The following is a 16,859-nucleotide window of genomic DNA, read 5'->3' as shown; positions in this document are numbered from 1 at the left end:
TCTGGGACGGGTGGCCTCAGTGGGGGAACGACGTCTGTGCGGGGCGTTCGAGGTCGTCGCGGTGGTTGCGGATGAGGTCGAGGTTGCGGTCGCGCAGGTGGTCGAAACCCTGCCCGATGTTGGATCCCGGGGTCAGTGACGCCAGCGCGGTCGCGGGGTCCAACCGTGCCGAGACCCAGCCCTCGTGGGAGGCCGCCTTGGCGACGATGTGGCCGACGGGCGTGACGATGTGGGAGTTGCCGAAGTAGAGGACCCCGGCGGCGTCGACGCCGGTGGCGTTGGCGCCGACGACGAACACGTGGTTGTCGTAGGCCCGTGCCCTGGAGGTGAGCTCCCAGATGTCGGCGGAGCGCAGCAGGGCCGACGGCCGCAGGATGACCTCGGCACCCTGCACCGCCTGGATCCTCGACAGCTCGGGGTAGTCGCCGTCGAAGCAGATGATCATGCCGATCCGCCCGAGCGCGGTGTCGACCACGGTCACGGTGTCGCCGGGAGTCACCCAGCCGCCGCCGTCGACGTGCTCGGTGCAGAACGGGTGGGTCTTGCGGTAGACACCGACGACCTCGCCTTCAGGGTCGATGAGCACCGAGGCGTTGTAGACCGTGCCGCGCTCCCGGCCACGCTCGTAGGTGCCGAGGCAGACGTGGACTCCGAGGTCCCGGGCGACCTGCTGCACTGGTTCGGTGACGGGGCCGGGGATCTCGGAGACGAGGTCCCAGAGCTCCTCGGTGGAGCAGTCGGGCGTGAACCCCGTGGTCGCAGTCTCGGGCAGCACGACCAGCTCGGCGCCGGTCGCGTCGACGCAGCGGCGGGTGAGGTCGACGCACTTGTCGAGGTTCTTGCGGACGACCTCGGGCGACAGGGGCCCGGGGACCGGTGCCAGCTGCACGGCCGCGGCGGTGAATGCGCGCATCAGCGTCGCCTCCCTAGGTTCCACCCGACGATAACCCCGGCGAGCGCCACCGCCCCACCGGTCAGCACGCCGTACGCCCAGCTGCGGTCCGCGCGGCGTGCGGCGCCGGTCCTGCCCAGCTCGGCGGCGGGGGTCGCCGCCACCCCGGCGTAGACGGGGGCCCCGGCGGGGGCGCCGGGTGCGCGGGTGAGCACCGGGGACTCGATGGGTACGGGGCGCACCCCGGCGATGTCGGCGTCGACGGAGGCGAAGAACTGCGCGGCCATCTTGCGCGTGGCGCCCGCCAGCATCCGCTGGCCGACCCCGCCGATGACACCGCCCACCGCCGCGTCGGCGTCGTATGTCAGGTCGGTGCCGCCGGAGGCGGCCGGGGTGAGGCGGACGACGACCTCCGCGTCCACCGTGCCGGGCGCGCCGGCGCCCGCGGCCTTCATCGTGAACTGGCCGGGCGGTCGTGGGTCCTGCAGGGCGACCTTGCCGTCGTAGGTGCCCTTGATGGCGGCGACCCCGGCCGTGACCGTCATGGCGTACTCGTCCGGCCCGACCTGGGTGAGGGACTCGCACCCGGGCAGGCACCGGGCGAGGACGGCCGGGTCGTGGAAGGCGTCCCACACCTGTTCGGGCGTCGAGGTCAGGGCGGCCGTGCCGGAGATCTTCATCAGGTCCTCGTCGTCGTGTCGTCGGTCTGCGCGGGGGATCCGGAGGGGTGTGGCGCGCGGTCGCGCAGCGAGGGGAGCCCACCGGCCGCGTGGCGCCGGCGCAGCTCCCACAGCTCGACCGGTGAGATGGGCATCGAGGTGATGGCGAAACCCTCGGCGTCGGAGATCGCCGAGGCGATGACGGCGCTCACCGGGATGCAGCCGGCCTCACCGGCGCCCTTGATACCCAACGGGTTCAGCGGCGACGGCGTCTCGAGGTGGTCGGTCTCGATGTGCGGGACCTCGGAGGCGTAGGGCATGAGGAAGTCCATGAACGAGGCGTTGAGGAGCTGCCCCGACTCGTCGTAGACCATGCGTTCGTAGAGCGCGCCGCCGACACCCTGGGCGACGCCGCCGTGGACCTGGCCCTCGACGATCATCGGGTTGATCATCGGCCCGCAGTCGTGGACCACGCAGTAGCGCAGGATGCGGATCTCCGCCGTCACCGGGTCGGTCTCGACGACCGCTGCGTGCATGCCGTTGGCGAACGTCGCCTGGGTGGGGGAGTAGAAGTCGCGGCCCTCGAGCCCCGGCTCGTCGTCGTCGGCGACCGGCGGCCTGTCCGGGTCGTTGCTGCCGGCGAACTGGGTGGCAGCCTTGGCCGCCTCGTCGAATGCGTAGCGCAGCGGGTTGCTCATCACCGACACGGTGCCCAGCGACATGGACGTGTCGGGGGCGCCCTTGACGCGGATGATGGCGTCGACGATCTCGAGGTCGTCGGCCGCCACCTCCAGGGCGTCGGCGGCGATCCGCAGCGCCTTGGCCCGCACCTGCCGGGCCGCCAGCGCGATGGCGTTGCCGCTCATCACCGCCGCCCGTGACGCGAAGGTGCCGACCGCGTAGGGCATCCGCCGGGTGTCGCCGGTCGTGACGAACACGTCCTCGATCGGCACCCCGAGCTCCTGCGCGACCACCTGGGCGAACGCCGTCTCGTGGCCCTGGCCCTGTGAGGTCAGGCCGGTCGAGACGTTGACCCGGCCGCTGGTCTCGACCTGGACGTGTCCTCCCTCGTAGGGGCCGACGCCGGTGCCCTCGACGTAGCACCCGATACCGATCCCCACGGAACGTCCCTCGGCACGGGCACGGTCGCGGTAATGCGCGAAGTCGTCCCAACCCACCAGGGCCTTGAGCTTGTCCAGCGACGCGGGGAAGTCGCCGGAGTCGTACTTCAGCGGCCGACCGTCCTGGAACAGCAGCCCGTGGTCGTAGGGCATGTCGGCGGGGAGGATGAAGTTGCGCGAGCGCACCTCGGCGCGGTCGAGCCCGAGCTCGTCGGCGATGGCGTCCATGGTGCGCTCCATGGCGAAGCACCCCTGGGGTCGCCCCGCGCCGCGATACGGCGTGACGAGGACGGTGTTGGTGTAGAGCGACCAGAACTCGCAGCGGTACGCCCCCGGCTTGTAGGGGCCGAGCAGCTGGGTGGAGGTGATGATCGGGACGATGATCCCGTACGGCGTGTAGGCACCGTTGTCGTGCCAGAACCTCACGTCGAGCGCGAGGAGCCGTCCGTCGTCGTCGAAGCCGACGCGCACCTGCTGGAGCTGCCCGCGTTCGTGCGCCGAGGAGATGAAGTGCTCGCGGCGGTCCTCGACCCACTTCACCTCCACCCCGAGCGTCTTGGCGACCCAGGGGACGAGCACCTCCTCGGGCCAGGGGTGGTTGATCTTCACCCCGAAGCCGCCGCCCACGTCGGGCGCGATGCATTCCACCTTCGCCAGCGGCATATCGAGCTTTGCGGCGACGGCCGCGCGCACGCCGGTGGAGGTCTGGGTGGAGGAGTAGATGCGCAGCTCGTCGCGATCGGCGTCCCAGCGTGCGTAGACGCCCTTGCCCTCCAACGGCATGCAGGCACTGCGCTCGATGGCCAGGTCGAGGTCGAGGACGTGGGGTGCGGCGGCGAGGGCGGCCTCGACGTCACCGACCTCCTGCAGCATGTGGGCGGCGACGTTGCCGGGCACGTCCTCGTGGACGAGCAGCTCGGCGGCGCGGGCCGCCTCGATCCCGACCACCGGTGGCAGCGGCTCGTAGTCGACGCGGATCCTGGCGCAGGCGTCCTCGGCGAGGTAGCGGTCGCGGGCCACGACCATGACCACGGGCTCGCCGACGTGGTTGACCTCGTCCCTGGCCAGGGCGTACTGCGTGCGGCCGTGGGTGAGTGCCGGGTGGGGGATCAGCAGCGGCAGCGGCTCGCCCACCCGGCCGGGCAGGTCCTCGTGGGTGTAGATCGCGACGAGCCCCTCGACGTCGAGGGCGTCGGTGACGTCGACGTCGACGACCCTGGCGTGGGCGTGGGGGCTGCGGACGAAGGCGGCGGCCAGGGCCCCCCGCCCGAGGTCGTCGAGGTAGCGACCGCCCCCGGTCACCAGGCGCGGGTCCTCGCGACGGCGGATCGGGGCGCCGAACATCTGGGTGGTCACGACCCGCCCCCGTCGCCCGGTACGGCGCGTGCCGCGGTGCTGCTCGCGTCGGCGGCGGCCTCCGCCCTGAGCTCCGCCGCGCGCAGGACCGACTTCACGATGTTCTGGTAGCCGGTGCAGCGGCACAGGTTGCCGGAGATCGCCTCGCGCGCCTCGTCCGCCGTCGGGTGGGGATGGTCCTCGAGGTACGCCGTGACCGTCGTGAGGAAGCCGGGGGTGCAGAACCCGCACTGCAGGCCGTGGCACTCGGTGAACGCCTGCTGCACCGGGCCCATCGCCTCGATCGTGCCAAGGCCCTCGACGGTCGTGATGGCGTGGGCCTGCGCGGTCACGGCGAACATCAGGCAGGCCCGCACGGGGGCGCCGTCGGCGAGCACCGTGCAGGCACCGCAGACCCCGTGCTCACAGCCGACGTGGGTGCCGGTCAGCCCGAGGTCGTGGCGCAGGAAGTCGGACAGCAGCCTGCGTGCGGGCACCCGGGCGTGCCGGGGGACGCCGTTGACGGTGACGGTGACGTCGAGCAGCTCCTCGGGCACCGGGTCGCTCATGCGGCGGACCCTCCTGCGCTGGACGTGAGCGAGTCGTGGGCGGCCTCGGCGAGCGTGAGGTGCGCGAGGCGCGTCGCCAGCATCGCCCGGTACTCGGCCGTCGCGTGGATGTCGTCCTCCGGCGCGAGGTGTCCGCGGAGCAGGTCGTCGCAGGCCGACCAGTCGACGTCGTCGGGCTCCCGGCCGCGGACCGCCTCGGTCACGTCGAGGACACCGGGTACGTCCGTGACCGACACGAAGGACAGCCGTGCCGACGTCACGAGGCCGTCCTCGACGGTCACGGCGGCGGCCACACCGGCCAGCGCGTAGTCACCGTGGCGGCGAGCGCGCTCGGCGAAGGCGGTCCCCGTGTGCGCGGCCAGGAGGGGGAAGCGGACGGCGACGACCAGCTCGTCGGGCGCCAGCGAGGTCTCGAGGGGGCCGAGGAAGAAGTCGTCGCAGGCGATCTCGCGGGCACCGTGGGGGCCTGACACCTCCACGACGCCCCCGGTCAGGGCGAGCACCGCCGGCATCTCCCCGGCCGGGTCGGCGTGGGCGATGGAGCCCACGGTGGTGCCACGGTTGCGGATCACCGGGTGGGCCACGTGCCGTACGACCTGGCGCAGCAGCGGTGACGCGGCGTGGGCGGCGTCGTCCAGCTCGAGCCAGGAGTGCCGGACGAGCGCTCCGACGCGGACCGCGGCGTCGGCCACGGTCACCTCGTCGAGCCCGGCGACGCCGTTGATGTCCACCAGGTGCGCAGGCGACGCGAGCCGCATGTTGAGGATGGGGATGAGGCTCTGCCCGCCCGCGAGGACCTTGCCGTCGTGACCGACCTGCCCGAGCACCTCGACGGCCTCCTCGACCGTGCGAGGCGCGTGGTGCACGAACGGTGCTGGCTTCACGGGCTGATCCTGCCTGCTCGGGGAGGAGGGGGAAAGGGGGTGCGCCCCCGACGTCGTGTCGGGGGCGCACCCGTGGTGCCGGGGTCAGGGGCGGCCGCCGCGGGTGCCCTCCGGGGACGAGGGACGCTCGGGGTCGCCGGCCTGGTAGAGGTCGTCGACGTCGCTCTCGCCGTAGGTGTCACGGCCGAGCACGATGCCGGCGCCGCCCGGACGGTTGGCGCGGTCGCGGAGCTCTCGGGGGGCCACTGCCTTGGCCAGGTGGTAGCCGCCGACGGCGACGATGGTGCCGAGGGCGATGCCGCTCAGCGAGAAGTTGTCGGTGAACTTGATGGAGACGTTGCCGATCCCCATGATGATGCCGGCCGCGAGCGGGACCAGGTTGATGGGGTTGCCGAAGTCGACCCCGTTCTCCTTCCAGATCTTGGCGCCGAGCAGGCCGATCATGCCGTAGAGGACGACGGTGATCCCGCCGAGGACGCCGCCGGGCACTGAGGCGACGAGCGCCCCGAACTTGGGGGAGAGACCGAACAGGATCGCCACCAGGGCCGCGACGTAGTAGGCCGCGGTCGAGTAGACCCGGGTGGCGGCCATGACCCCGATGTTCTCGGCGTAGGTCGTGGTCGGCGAGCCGCCCACCGACGAGGCCAGCGCGGTGCCGATGCCGTCCGCGGCGATGGCCCGGCCCATGTAGGGGTCGAGGTCGTGCCCGGTCATCTCGGCGACGGCCTTGACGTGCCCGGTGTTCTCGGCGATGAGCGCGATGACGGCCGGCAGCACGAGCAGGATCGCGGCCATCGAGAAGGACGGGGTGTGCCAGCCGACGACCTCCTTGCCGTCGGCGGCGATGGTCGTCTGCGACGGGAAGCCGAACCACGCCGCCTTCCTGACCGCGTCGAAGCCCGTGCGGTAGTGCTCGAACGGGGCGGCCACGCAGTACGTGCCGGCGGCCTTGCACGCCTTGCCGGCGGCGTCGACGAGGTTCTGGCCGGGGAGCACGCTGGTGAGCTGGCCCGCGGTCTTGTCGAGGACCCACGAGAGAATCGTGCCGAAGATGAGGGCCAGGAACACCGCGATGCGCCCGGCGAACCCACGGAAGGCGACCGCGCACACGATCGTGAACACCATGACGAGCAGGGCCACCCACTGGTCCTGCGGCCAGTAGATGCCGGCGACGACGGGGGCCAGGTTGAACCCGATCAGCATGACGACCGCGCCCGTCACGGAGGCGGGCAGCACCTTGTGCAGCAGGCCGGAGCCGAGGAAGTGGATGAGCAGGCCGACGACGGCGAGCACGAGGCCCGCGACGAGGATGGCGCCGGTGACCTCCTTGGAGTCGCCGCCCTGCGCGCGGATCGCGGCGACACCGCCGACGAACGACGCCGAGGTGCCCAGGTAGCTCGGCACCCGCCCGGAGACGATCAGCAGGAAGAGGATCGTGGCGATGCCGCTCATCATGATCGCGAGCTGGGGGTTGAGGCCCATCACGATGGGGAAGACGAAGGTGGCACCGAACATCGCCACGACGTGCTGGGCTCCGAGCCCGACCGTCTTGCCCCAGCCGAGGCGTTCGTCCGGGGCGACGACGTCGTCCGGTCCGGCGAGGTTGCCGTCGCCGTGCAGCTTCCAGCCCAGTGCCATGAGGACTCCTTTAAACCGTCGCGCCGCGGCGAACCCTTCGGGCCCCGTCTGCCGGGGATACGCGCAAACTAGCGGGCGGGGTGGGTCCTGCGTTGGGCAATAGTTGCTATCAGATGCCGCGCATCTGGTGGACCTTGAGGGCCAGGGCCAGCTTGAGCCGCAGCTGCGGGTCGGAGGTGAACGGGCCGAGCATGCGCTCGAGCTTGGCGATGCGGTAGCGCAGCGTGTTGTAGTGGAAGAACAGGATCCGGGCGGTCTCCGCGACGTTCATGTTGGTGTCGATGAGCACGCTGAGCGTCTGGCGCAGGTCGGCGTGCTCGGGGACGTCGTCCGAGGCGAGCGGGCCGAGGGACTCCTCGACGAACCGGCGCAGGTCGGCGCTGTCGGGGATCAGGGACAACAGCCGGAAGATGCCCAGCCCGTCGAAGTGGGTCAGGGCCGAGGCGCCGTGGAGCTGCCGGCCGACGCTGACCGCGCTGAGCGCCTCCTCGTAGGCGGCGGGCAGGTCGGCCACGGAGTCGATGGGGCGCGAGACGCCGGTCGAGAACGTGCGGCGACCTCCGCCGCCGTCGCCGCGCACGACCCGTACGACGTCGCCCACCGCGCGCATGACGGCCTCGGTGTCGGCGTCGGCGGGGACCGCGTGGAGGGCGACCACCTCCTGGCTGAACCCGACGACGGGCGCCAGGGGGTCGCGCACGCCGACTGCCTGGATCCACGCCCGCGCGAACCGCTGCTGCAGCGAGGCCACCTCCTCGGGCGTCCGGGTGGTGCGGCTGTCGTCCTCGTCGGTCTCGGCGACGACGACCACGAGCCGCCGGTCGATGTCCCAGCCGAGGGCGCTGGCGTGGGCGACCGCGTCGGCCGGGGTGCCTGCGCGGCCGGAGAGGGCGTCGCGCAGGAACTCCGCGCGGTACTTGCCCTCCACCGCTGAGACGGCCTGCTCCTTGGTGATGGCCAGGGCGGCGACCGTGGCGGCGCGCTCGAGCAGGTGCACGTCGTCGGCCGTGAGGTCGCGGTCGACGACGAACGCGCACAGCAGCCCGTGGTCGAGCTGGCCGGCGACGATCCGCACGAGGGCGCGCCGCGCGGTGCCGCCCCGGGGGTCGCGGGTGCCCACCGGCTCGTGCTCGGTGATCAGCCGCCCGGTGCGGTCGAAGCAGTCGAGCGCCATGGCGGCTGCGAGGTCGGCCTCGGCGCCGGCGCTCGTGACGACCCGCCCGTCGGTGGTGGTCACCATGGTCGCGCCACCGAGGAACCCCGCCAGCCGCTGGCAGAGGTCCTGCAACCCGCCTCCGGCGAGGACGACCCCGACGAGGATCTGGTGGGCTTCGTCGACGCGCTCGAGGATGGCTGCCTGCTGGTCGAGCAGGGCGCCGAGCACCTCGGTGACCACGCGCTCGGCGGTCGCGGCGCCGGCCAGCAGGACGGGCGTGCCCGTCTGCTCGCCGAGCGCCAGCCAGGCCGACGGGTCGGTGCCTCCTGCTCGCGTGACGACGACGGCGGCGGCGTCGTGGAGCGCCGCGGCGGCGCCGGGCTCGCGGAGCCGCCGCGGCGACACCGCCTGCGGGTCCACGCAGAGGAGCTGGTGACCGGCCCGTCGTCGGGCCCCGGAGGCGTACCCCGCGTGGCCGGCGGCACCGGGTGGGGCGAGGAGCCACGCGTCGTCGACCAGGCAGGCCCGCGTGACGACGGGGGGCCCGGGAGGCCGGGGGGCGTCCCCACCGGGCCCGGAGGACGGGCCGTGCACGGTGGCGCCCGCGAGGGAGGGCAGCTCGAGGAGGCGTTCGAGGGTGAGGCCGGCGACCAGCTCGCGAGTGGGGAGCGACGAGGCTGCCGCCGACGAAGCCGACGGCGACGGCGACGCCGCGGTCGTCCGGGCGGCTGGCAACTCCGCGTCACGGACGGCCGGATCGTTGGCAACATTCACCATGAGGGGACTGTAACGGCACTGGGTAGCGTCGCACCGTCGGTCCCACCAGTCCGAGCCCCGGAGGTCCTGTGGCGCAGCGCGCGACGTCGTGGCCGGCGGCCGCCTCGGCGCGTGCCACCCCCGCGCTGGCCGGTCCGCGCGCAGGGGCGACCGTGCTCGCGAGCCTCCCGCAGGCGCTCTACCTCCGCTGCGACGACGGGTCGGTGCTGCCGGTGGTGACCGGCTCCGGCCTGCGCCTTCCGAGCTCCCTCGTGCTCGGCTCGAAGGGCCCGACGGACGGGTGGGGAGTCCGGCCAGGGGACCACGTCGTCGTCGGTGCCGCCGAGGTCGTGCTGCCCACCGCGACGGTGCGCGTGGTGCGGACCTGGGTGCCGGTGCGGTTCCCGGTGAACGCCGGGACCGGGGCTTCGCTGCCGGTGGTGGCTGCGTCGGCCAGCGCGCAGTGGCGGGCGCGGGCTCTCGCGGTCGCGCGCGCCGCCCTGCGCGGTGACGACGTGACCGGCGCCGTGGCCGGCATGGTCGGCAGCGGGCAGGGCCTCACGCCCAGCGGGGACGACGTGCTGTGCGGCCTGCAACTCGGCCTGCGCCCGGTGCCCCGCGCCGTCACGGCCGTGTGGGCAGCCGTCGCACCGCGCCTCGGCGCCACCACCAGCCTCTCCGCGTCACTGCTCGCCGAGTCCGCCGAGGGGTACGCCGTGCCGGCCGTCGTGCACCTCGGCTCCGTTCTCGCGGGCGCCGGGGTCGGGCCGGACTCGATGGCCGTCCTGCGCCGGGCGGTCCGGGAGGTCGCCGGCATCGGGCACTCGTCCGGCGCCGACCTGCTCGCGGGCCTGGCCGGCGCGCTCTCGGCGCTCGCCGAACCCCCGGCTCCTCGCGCGCACCACTCCACCGGAGCGGTCCGACCCGCCCTCGCGGGGGCGCACGCATGAGCGACCACGTCGAGCTGCGCTCAGGCGTCTACGTTGACTCGGTCGGCCTGATGCAGGTCTCCCGCCAGGTCGCCGCCACCCCCGGCGTGCGGGCCGCCCAGGTCGCGATGGCCACCGACCTCAACGTCGAGGTGCTCACGGGCATGGGTTTCGCGGTGCCCGGGCACGCCGCACCCAACGACCTCGTCGTCGCCGTGCGTGCCGACGACGAGGAGCACCTGCGTGCAGGGCTGGCTGCGGTGGAGGCCGCCTTCGCCGCCTTGCGCCCGGGAGGCCGGGGGACCGGCGGCGCCGCTGAGGGCGCCACCGGGCAGGCGGTCCCGCCACGCACCCTGGGACGGGCCGTCGCGGTCGCCGGGGCCGACCTCGCCCTCGTCTCGGTGCCGGGCCGGTGTGCCGCCGTCGAGGCGTTCGACGCCGTGGACCGCGGCGTGAGCGTGATGGTGTTCTCCGACAACGTCCCGGTCGAGGACGAGGTGCGGCTCAAGGACGCCGCTGCTGCTCGCGACGTCCTCGTCATGGGTCCCGACTGCGGGACCGCCGTGGTCGCCGGGGTGGCCCTCGGGTTCGCGAACGTCGTCGACCGTGGGCCGGTGGGCATCGTGGCCGCCTCGGGCACGGGGGCGCAGCAGGTCATGGCGCTGCTCGACGCGGCCGGGGTCGGCACCAGCCACTGCCTCGGCGTCGGCGGGCGCGACCTGTCCGCGGCCGTCGCGGGCCGGTCGACGCGCCAGGCGCTGGCCGCCCTGGACGCCGACCCCGCCACCGAGCGCATCCTCGTCGTCTCGAAACCGCCGGCGCCGGAGGTCCTCGCCGACCTCGAGGCGTACGCCGCGCAGCTGGGTACGCCCGTCCACTGGGCCACGCTGGGGCCGGGCAGCCCCGACCTCACGGCGGCGGTCGAGGCGCTGCTCCGGGCGACGGGCCACGAGGTCCCGGCGTGGCCTCGCTGGACGCCGGCCGCGGCGGTGGACGCCACGGGAGAGCCGGGCACAGGCCCGGGCGACCGCCACCTGCGCGGGTTGTTCTGCGGGGGCACGCTGGCCGACGAGGCGATGCTGATCGCCTCACCGGCGCTGGGCGGCATACGGTCCAACATCCCGCTCTCACCGCAGCTCGCCCTGGGGACGGACCTCACCGCGAAGGACCACGTCGTCGTCGACTTCGGCGACGACGCCCTGACCCGTGGCCGCGCCCACCCGATGATCGACCCCACGCTGCGCCTCGAACGCATCGCCACCGAGGCCACGGACCCGTCGTGCGGGGTGCTCCTGCTCGACCTCGTGCTGGGGTACGGCGCGCACGCCGACCCGGGCCCCGAGCTCGCCTCCGCGGTGGCCGGGGCCAGGGCCACGGCTGCTGCCGCGGGCCGTGACCTGCCGGTCGTGGTGTCGCTCACCGGCACCCGCGGCGACCCGCAGGGGCTGGAGCGCACCGCCGAGGCGCTCGCGGCGGCCGGGGCCGTCGTCCACCTCTCCAACGCCGCCGCGACGCGGGCCGCAGTGGATCTCCTGTCGCCCCGCCCCGGTCGGCGGCCCGGCAGCGACGAGGGGCAGCCATGACGAACCCGTTGCGCGGGCTGCTCGGTCAGGACCCCGTGGTCGCCACGGCCGGGGCCGGGATGTTCGCCGAGGCGCTCAGGGATCAGGCGGTCGTCGTCAGCGAGGTCGACTGGCGCCCGCCGCCAGAGGTGTCCCTGCCGGCCCTGACGCGGGTGCTGGCCGACCGGAGAAGGGCAGACGCGAACGCCCTTGCGCTGCAACGCATGACCGCGGCCGGGGCGGACCTCGTCGACGTCCGCCCGGCGAGCGAGGCCTTGGGCCTGGAGCGAGGCACGTTCCTGCACGCCGGCCCACCGCTGGACTGGGAGCGCGCCTCGGGCCCGATGAGGGGCGCGCTCGTCGGGGCGATGCTGTTCGAGGGGATGGCGGACACGCCGGACGAGGCCGAGTCGGCGCTCGCGCGCGGCGACGGCATCACCCTGGAGCCGTGCCACCACCGCGACGCCGTGGGCCCGATGGCCGGGGTCGTCTCGCCGTCGATGTGGGTCTACGAGCTGCGCGACGAGGTCCACGACCACACCTCCTGGTGCTCGCTCAACGAGGGCCTGGGCAAGGTGCTGCGCTACGGCGCCTACGGCCCCGAGGTCATCGACCGGCTGCACTGGATGAACACGGTGCTCGGCCCGCTCCTCCAGCAGGCCGTGCGGGCGCGGGGGCCGGTGGACATCAAGGCAGTCGTCGCCCAGATGCTGCAGATGGGCGACGAGGGCCACAACCGCAACCGTGCCGGCTCGCTCATGCTGCTGCGCGAGCTGCTGCCGACCCTGGTCACCGCCGACGGCTCGTCGAGCGACATCGCCGAGGCCGTGCGGTTCTCGGGGGCCAACGAGCACTTCTTCCTCAACCTCGGGATGCCTGCCTGCAAGCTGTCGACCATGGCGGCCGAGGGGATCCCGGGCTCGACCGTGGTGACGACCATGGCCCGCAACGGCACCGACTTCGGCATCCGGACGGCAGGCACCGGCGACCGCTGGTTCACCGGGCCGGCCAACACCCCCGAGGGCCTCTTCCTCGGCTCCTATGGTCCTGGCGACGCCAACCCCGACATCGGCGACAGCGCCATCACCGAGACGGCAGGCATCGGAGGCTTCGCCATGGCGGCGGCCCCGGCCATCGTGAAGTTCGTGGGCGGGGACGTCCCCTTCGCCCTGCGGGCCACGCGCACGATGTACGAGATCACCGTCGGTGAGCACACCGCGTACCAGGTGCCCATCCTCGAGTTCCGGGGCACACCCACCGGCATCGACGTCGCCGCGGTGGTCCGGACCGGCATCCTCCCGCAGATCAACACCGGTATGGCGGGGCGGGTGGCCGGCACGGGGCAGGTCGGGGCGGGGCTGGTGAACCCCCCGGCACAGTGCTTCACCGCCGCCCTCGAGGCGCTCGCGGAGCAGGCGGGGGCCTGACGCGCCGTGGGGGCGTGGCAGGATACGGGACCGTGACAGCGCGCATCCTCGACGGCAAGGCAGTCCTCGCGACGATCAAGGGGGAGCTGCGCGGCAGGGTCGACGCGCTGCGCGAGCACGGGGTCGTCCCCGGGCTCGGCACGGTGCTCGTGGGTGACGACCCGGGCAGCCACTGGTACGTCAACGCCAAGCACAAGGACTGCGCCGAGATCGGCGTGACGAGCATCCGCCGCGACCTGCCGGCGACCGCCACCCAGGCCGAGGTCGAGGCCATCATCGACGAGCTCAACGCCGACCCGGCCTGCACCGGCTTCCTGGTCCAGCAGCCCACCGGTCTCGACGAGATGGCGCTGCTGTCGCGGGTGTCCCCGGACAAGGACGTCGACGGCCTGCACCCGACCAACCTCGGGTGGCTCGCGCTGGGCAAGCCGGCGCCCCTGCCGTGCACGCCGATGGGCTGCATCGAGCTGCTGCGCCGCCACGACGTGCAGATCAACGGCGCCAACGTCGTCGTCATCGGCCGCGGCCTCACCGTCGGCCGTCCGCTCGGGCTCATCCTCACCCGCAAGAGCGAGAACGCCACGGTCACGCTGTGCCACACCGGCACCAAGGACCTCGGGGCCGAGGTGCGCCGCGCCGACATCGTCATCGCCGCCGCGGGTGTGCCCGGCATCGTCACCAAGGACATGGTCAAGCCGGGTGCCGCGGTGCTCGACGTGGGCGTCAGCCGGGTCGACGGCAAGATCGCCGGCGACGTGGCCCCGGACGTCGCCGAGGTCGCGGGCTGGGTCAGCCCCAACCCCGGCGGGGTGGGTCCGATGACCCGGGCCCTGCTGCTCACCAACATCGTCGTCGCCGCCGAACGGCAGCTCGCCGCGGCCACGGCCTGACGCCGTGACCGCTCCGCGCCTGGGCTGGTGGTGGGTCGCCGCCCCGGTGCTGTTCGTCGGGGTCGTGGCGTTCTGGCTCGGCCACGTGCGGTTCGCCGGGTTCACGATGGCGGCAGGGCTCGGACTCGCGGCGGTGCTGCGCCTCGTCCTGCCGAACGCCCTGAGCGGGGGCCTGGTCGTCCGGTCACGGTTGGTGGACGTCTTCACCATGGGCATGTTCGGCCTCGTCCTGGCCGTGATCACCTACAGCCTGGACCTCACCCCGCGCCGCTGACGCCGGACACGTGACTCCGGACGCGCGACGCAGGACGCAGGACGTCGGACGCGCGACGGCCGGTCCCGGGTGACCCGGGACCGGCCGTCTGCGTGGAGGGGTGGGGCGCCCCTCAGATGAGGCCGAGACCCTTGACCGCGTCGCGCTCCTCCTCGAGCTCCTTCACGGACGCGTCGATCTTGCCGCGGGAGAAGTCGTCGATCTCCAGGCCCTGGACGATGGACCACTGGCGGTCCTTGACCGTGACGGGGAAGGAGGAGATCAGGCCCTCCGGCACGCCGTACGAGCCGTCGGAGCAGACCGACATCGACACCCAGTCACCGTCGGGGGTGCCGAGCGCCCAGTCACGGGCGTGGTCGACGGTGGCGCTGGCAGCCGAGGCGGCCGACGAGGCGCCGCGCGCCTCGATGATCGCCGCGCCGCGCTTGGCGACGGTCGGGATGAACGTGCCGGCCAGCCACTCCTGGTCGCCCACGGTCTCGGCGGCGTTCTTCCCGGAGACCTCGGCGTGGAACAGGTCGGGGTACTGCGTCGCGGAGTGGTTGCCCCAGATCGTCATCTTGCGGATCTCGGTGACCGGCACGCCGAGCTTGGCGGCGAGCTGGGAGATGGCGCGGTTGTGGTCGAGACGCGTCAGCGCCGCGAACCGCTCGCGCGGGATGTCGGGCGCGTTGCTCATGGCGATGAGCGCGTTGGTGTTGGCGGGGTTGCCCGTCACGGTGACCTGGATGTCGTCGGCCGCGACCTTGTTGAGGGCCTTGCCCTGCGGGGCGAAGATGCCGCCGTTGGCCTCGAGCAGGTCGCCGCGCTCCATGCCCGGGCCGCGGGGGCGGGCCCCGACGAGCAGGGCGTGGTTGACGCCGTCGAAGACCTTCTCGGCGTCGTCGCCGATCTCGACCTTGGCCAGGGTCGGGAACGCGCAGTCGTCGAGCTCCATGACGACGCCCTCGAGCGCCTTGAGCGCCGGGGTGATCTCGAGGAGACGGAGCTCCACGGGGACGTCCGGGCCGAAGAGCGACCCGCTCGCGATGCGGAAGAGGAGGCTGTAGCCGATCTGGCCGGCGGCGCCGGTGACGGCGACCTTGACGGGGGTAGTGCTCACGGTGGGCCCTTCACGTCGGTGGGGTGGGACAGCTGTCCCGACGCTAGCAGGGGTGCAGCGCAGCGGTTCCCGGTGGTTAGGGTCGGACCCATGCCCACCCCTGACTTCATCCTGGCCCTGCGCGAGAAGGTCGGCACCGACCTGCTCTGGCTGACCGGCGCCTCCGCCGTGGTCCGCAACGACCGCGGCGAGGTGCTGCTGGGTCGTCGCGCCGACACCGGGGAGTGGGCCGTGGTCAGCGGCATCCTCGAACCGGGCGAGCAGCCGGCCGCGGGCCTCGTCCGTGAGGTCGAGGAGGAGACCGGGGTCGTCGTGCGCATCGAGGCCCTGGTCGCGGTGGAGACGATGCCCGAGCAGGGCTACCCCAACGGCGACCGCGCGCAGTACCTCGACCTGTGCTTCCTGGCGCGCCACGTGTCGGGCGAGGCGAGGGTCAACGACGACGAGTCGCTGGAGGTGGGCTGGTTCGCCGTCGACGCGCTCCCCGAGCCGCTCGCGGAGACCTCGCACCGGCGGCTCGAGCGGGCGCTCGCGCACGAGGGCGCGACCTGGTTCGAGGGCGCCCCGGCAGGCTTCGACCGAGGCCCGGCCGTCCCCGGTGCGGCCCGTCCCACGCGGCCCGAAGCGTTGACCCGACTCCCCGCCGGCGACCGTGACGTCGTCCTGCGGCGCGCGGTGCGCACCGACGTGCCCGCCATCGTCCAGCTGCTCGCCGACGACGTCCTCGGCTCGGGCCGCGAGCAGGGGCGCGAGCTCGCGCCCTACCTCGACGCGTTCGAGGACGTCGACGCCGACCCGGCGCACCTGCTCCTGGTGCTCGAGGCCGACGGGGCGGTGGCCGGGACGATGCAGCTCACGTTCCTGCCCGGGCTCTCCCGCGGCGGGGCGCTGCGCAGCCAGGTGGAGGCCGTCAGGGTGGCACCGTCGCTGCGCGGGCACGGTCTCGGCGAGGCCATGCTGCGCTGGGGCATCGAGGAGTCCAGGCGCCGCGGGTGCGCCATCGTGCAGCTCACGACGGACAAGCGGCGCAGTGACGCACAGCGGTTCTACGTCGAGCGACTCGGGTTCGCCATGTCGCACGAGGGCCTCAAGCTCGACCTCGGTGGCGAGCGGCCCGGGGGGTCGGCTGCCACCACCTCCCCCAGGTTGGGCGCATGAGCGACCCGGGGGACATCGCCGTCACGCAGGGCTTCTACCTGCGCCCGCGCTACCGCAACTACCTGGTGCTGCGGCCGGTGGTCCTCACCGTCGCCGACGGCAGGCTGCGGATCGTCGACCACAAGGAGCGCGTGCAGCTCGACGCCCCGGGCCCCGAGGTGTCGGCACGCTTCAGCCGGTTCGGGCTCATGCACCTGACGCACGGTGGGCGGCGCCACGCGCTGCAGCGCCAGGGGGCCAACTGGTCGCCCAACTTCACCTCCAAGCAGGTCGAGCAGCTCAAGGGTGCAGGGATGCCAGTCCCCGGCCTCGCCGGCGGGATGTCCGGTGGCGGGGGTGCCGACGGCCTCGTCGACGCGCTCGCCGGGCTGGCGGCGCTGGGGGAGGCGGCCGACGCCGCGGCGTCGCTTCGGTCAGGTGGGCCGCTGCGACGCAGCTGGCCTGGGATCCTGCGTGCCCTGGGTTGTCGCGTCGAGTCGCGCGGCTGACGCCGACCGAACCGCCTGT

The 16,859-nt window shown here is 73.5% G+C and carries 15 protein-coding genes; 7 read left to right on the top strand and 8 right to left on the bottom strand.

Annotation, left to right across the window (positions count from 1 at the left end; genetic code table 11):
• Positions 1-16 precede the first annotated feature (16 nt).
• The 7 genes from ABEA42_RS12620 to ABEA42_RS12590 all read right to left on the bottom strand — a co-directional run bounded on the left by ABEA42_RS12620 (position 17) and on the right by ABEA42_RS12590 (position 9,031).
• Positions 17-913, bottom strand: coding sequence for a carbon-nitrogen hydrolase family protein (locus ABEA42_RS12620; RefSeq protein WP_345503770.1), 897 nt, complete (start codon positions 911-913; stop codon positions 17-19).
• Positions 913-1,572: an SRPBCC family protein gene (locus ABEA42_RS12615; RefSeq protein ID WP_345503768.1), complete on the bottom strand. Its 660-nt coding sequence runs from the start codon at positions 1,570-1,572 to the stop codon at positions 913-915. Before ABEA42_RS12615 ends, ABEA42_RS12620 begins: the two co-directional genes overlap by 1 nt.
• The gene (gene cutA / locus ABEA42_RS12610; RefSeq protein ID WP_345503766.1) at positions 1,572-4,028 is read right to left on the bottom strand and encodes an aerobic carbon-monoxide dehydrogenase large subunit; all 2,457 of its coding nucleotides are present in this window, start codon (positions 4,026-4,028) and stop codon (positions 1,572-1,574) included. The genes ABEA42_RS12615 and cutA overlap by 1 nt, the downstream gene beginning before the upstream one ends.
• Entirely contained in the window at positions 4,025-4,576 is a 552-nt protein-coding gene (locus tag ABEA42_RS12605) for a (2Fe-2S)-binding protein (protein ID WP_345503764.1), read from the bottom strand. Before ABEA42_RS12605 ends, cutA begins: the two co-directional genes overlap by 4 nt.
• Positions 4,573-5,460 carry an FAD binding domain-containing protein gene (locus tag ABEA42_RS12600; protein ID WP_345503762.1) on the bottom strand — a complete coding sequence of 296 codons (888 nt, stop codon included), beginning with the start codon at positions 5,458-5,460 and terminating at the stop codon, positions 4,573-4,575. Before ABEA42_RS12600 ends, ABEA42_RS12605 begins: the two co-directional genes overlap by 4 nt.
• Before the next feature lie 84 nt (positions 5,461-5,544).
• A complete protein-coding gene (locus ABEA42_RS12595) occupies positions 5,545-7,098 on the bottom strand; it encodes a uracil-xanthine permease family protein (protein WP_345503761.1) in 1,554 nt (517 codons plus the stop codon).
• A 109-nt stretch (positions 7,099-7,207) separates the two neighbouring features.
• The gene (locus tag ABEA42_RS12590; protein WP_345503760.1) at positions 7,208-9,031 is read right to left on the bottom strand and encodes a PucR family transcriptional regulator; all 1,824 of its coding nucleotides are present in this window, start codon (positions 9,029-9,031) and stop codon (positions 7,208-7,210) included.
• A 152-nt stretch (positions 9,032-9,183) separates the two neighbouring features.
• On the opposite strand from ABEA42_RS12590, the gene ABEA42_RS12585 reads away from it, so the two are divergent.
• Genes ABEA42_RS12585 through ABEA42_RS12565 form a run of 5 tightly spaced genes read left to right on the top strand, consistent with a single transcriptional unit; the run spans position 9,184 to position 14,092 of the window.
• On the top strand, positions 9,184-9,960 hold the full coding sequence (locus ABEA42_RS12585) for an oxamate carbamoyltransferase subunit AllH family protein (RefSeq protein WP_345503758.1): 777 nt from the start codon (positions 9,184-9,186) through the stop codon (positions 9,958-9,960).
• A complete protein-coding gene (locus tag ABEA42_RS12580; RefSeq protein WP_345503757.1) occupies positions 9,957-11,522 on the top strand; it encodes an FdrA family protein in 1,566 nt (521 codons plus the stop codon). The genes ABEA42_RS12585 and ABEA42_RS12580 overlap by 4 nt, the downstream gene beginning before the upstream one ends.
• Positions 11,519-12,928 carry a YlbE family protein gene (locus ABEA42_RS12575; RefSeq protein WP_345503755.1) on the top strand — a complete coding sequence of 470 codons (1,410 nt, stop codon included), beginning with the start codon at positions 11,519-11,521 and terminating at the stop codon, positions 12,926-12,928. Before ABEA42_RS12580 ends, ABEA42_RS12575 begins: the two co-directional genes overlap by 4 nt.
• Positions 12,929-12,960: 32 nt before the next feature.
• On the top strand, positions 12,961-13,818 hold the full coding sequence (locus tag ABEA42_RS12570) for a bifunctional methylenetetrahydrofolate dehydrogenase/methenyltetrahydrofolate cyclohydrolase (RefSeq protein ID WP_345503754.1): 858 nt from the start codon (positions 12,961-12,963) through the stop codon (positions 13,816-13,818).
• A 4-nt stretch (positions 13,819-13,822) separates the two neighbouring features.
• Positions 13,823-14,092 (top strand): DUF3017 domain-containing protein, encoded by a 270-nt coding sequence (locus ABEA42_RS12565; RefSeq protein ID WP_345503753.1) that lies wholly within the window; start codon positions 13,823-13,825, stop codon positions 14,090-14,092.
• A 112-nt stretch (positions 14,093-14,204) separates the two neighbouring features.
• Here ABEA42_RS12565 and ABEA42_RS12560 read toward each other — a convergent pair whose 3' ends face one another.
• The gene (locus ABEA42_RS12560; protein WP_345503752.1) at positions 14,205-15,194 is read right to left on the bottom strand and encodes a malate dehydrogenase; all 990 of its coding nucleotides are present in this window, start codon (positions 15,192-15,194) and stop codon (positions 14,205-14,207) included.
• A 90-nt stretch (positions 15,195-15,284) separates the two neighbouring features.
• Between ABEA42_RS12560 and ABEA42_RS12555 the strand changes: the two genes are divergently transcribed.
• Together ABEA42_RS12555 and ABEA42_RS12550 are read left to right on the top strand one after the other, a co-directional pair.
• A complete protein-coding gene (locus ABEA42_RS12555) occupies positions 15,285-16,352 on the top strand; it encodes a GNAT family N-acetyltransferase (RefSeq protein ID WP_345503751.1) in 1,068 nt (355 codons plus the stop codon).
• Positions 16,349-16,840 (top strand): hypothetical protein, encoded by a 492-nt coding sequence (locus ABEA42_RS12550; RefSeq protein ID WP_345503750.1) that lies wholly within the window; start codon positions 16,349-16,351, stop codon positions 16,838-16,840. Before ABEA42_RS12555 ends, ABEA42_RS12550 begins: the two co-directional genes overlap by 4 nt.
• The last annotated feature ends 19 nt before the right edge of the window (positions 16,841-16,859 follow it).

This window comes from Pedococcus ginsenosidimutans, from assembly GCF_039544395.1.
Lineage (GTDB): Bacteria > Actinomycetota > Actinomycetes > Actinomycetales > Dermatophilaceae > Pedococcus > Pedococcus ginsenosidimutans.
Note: the sequence above shows the minus strand (reverse complement) of the source record. Positions and strands in the feature narration are given on the sequence as shown.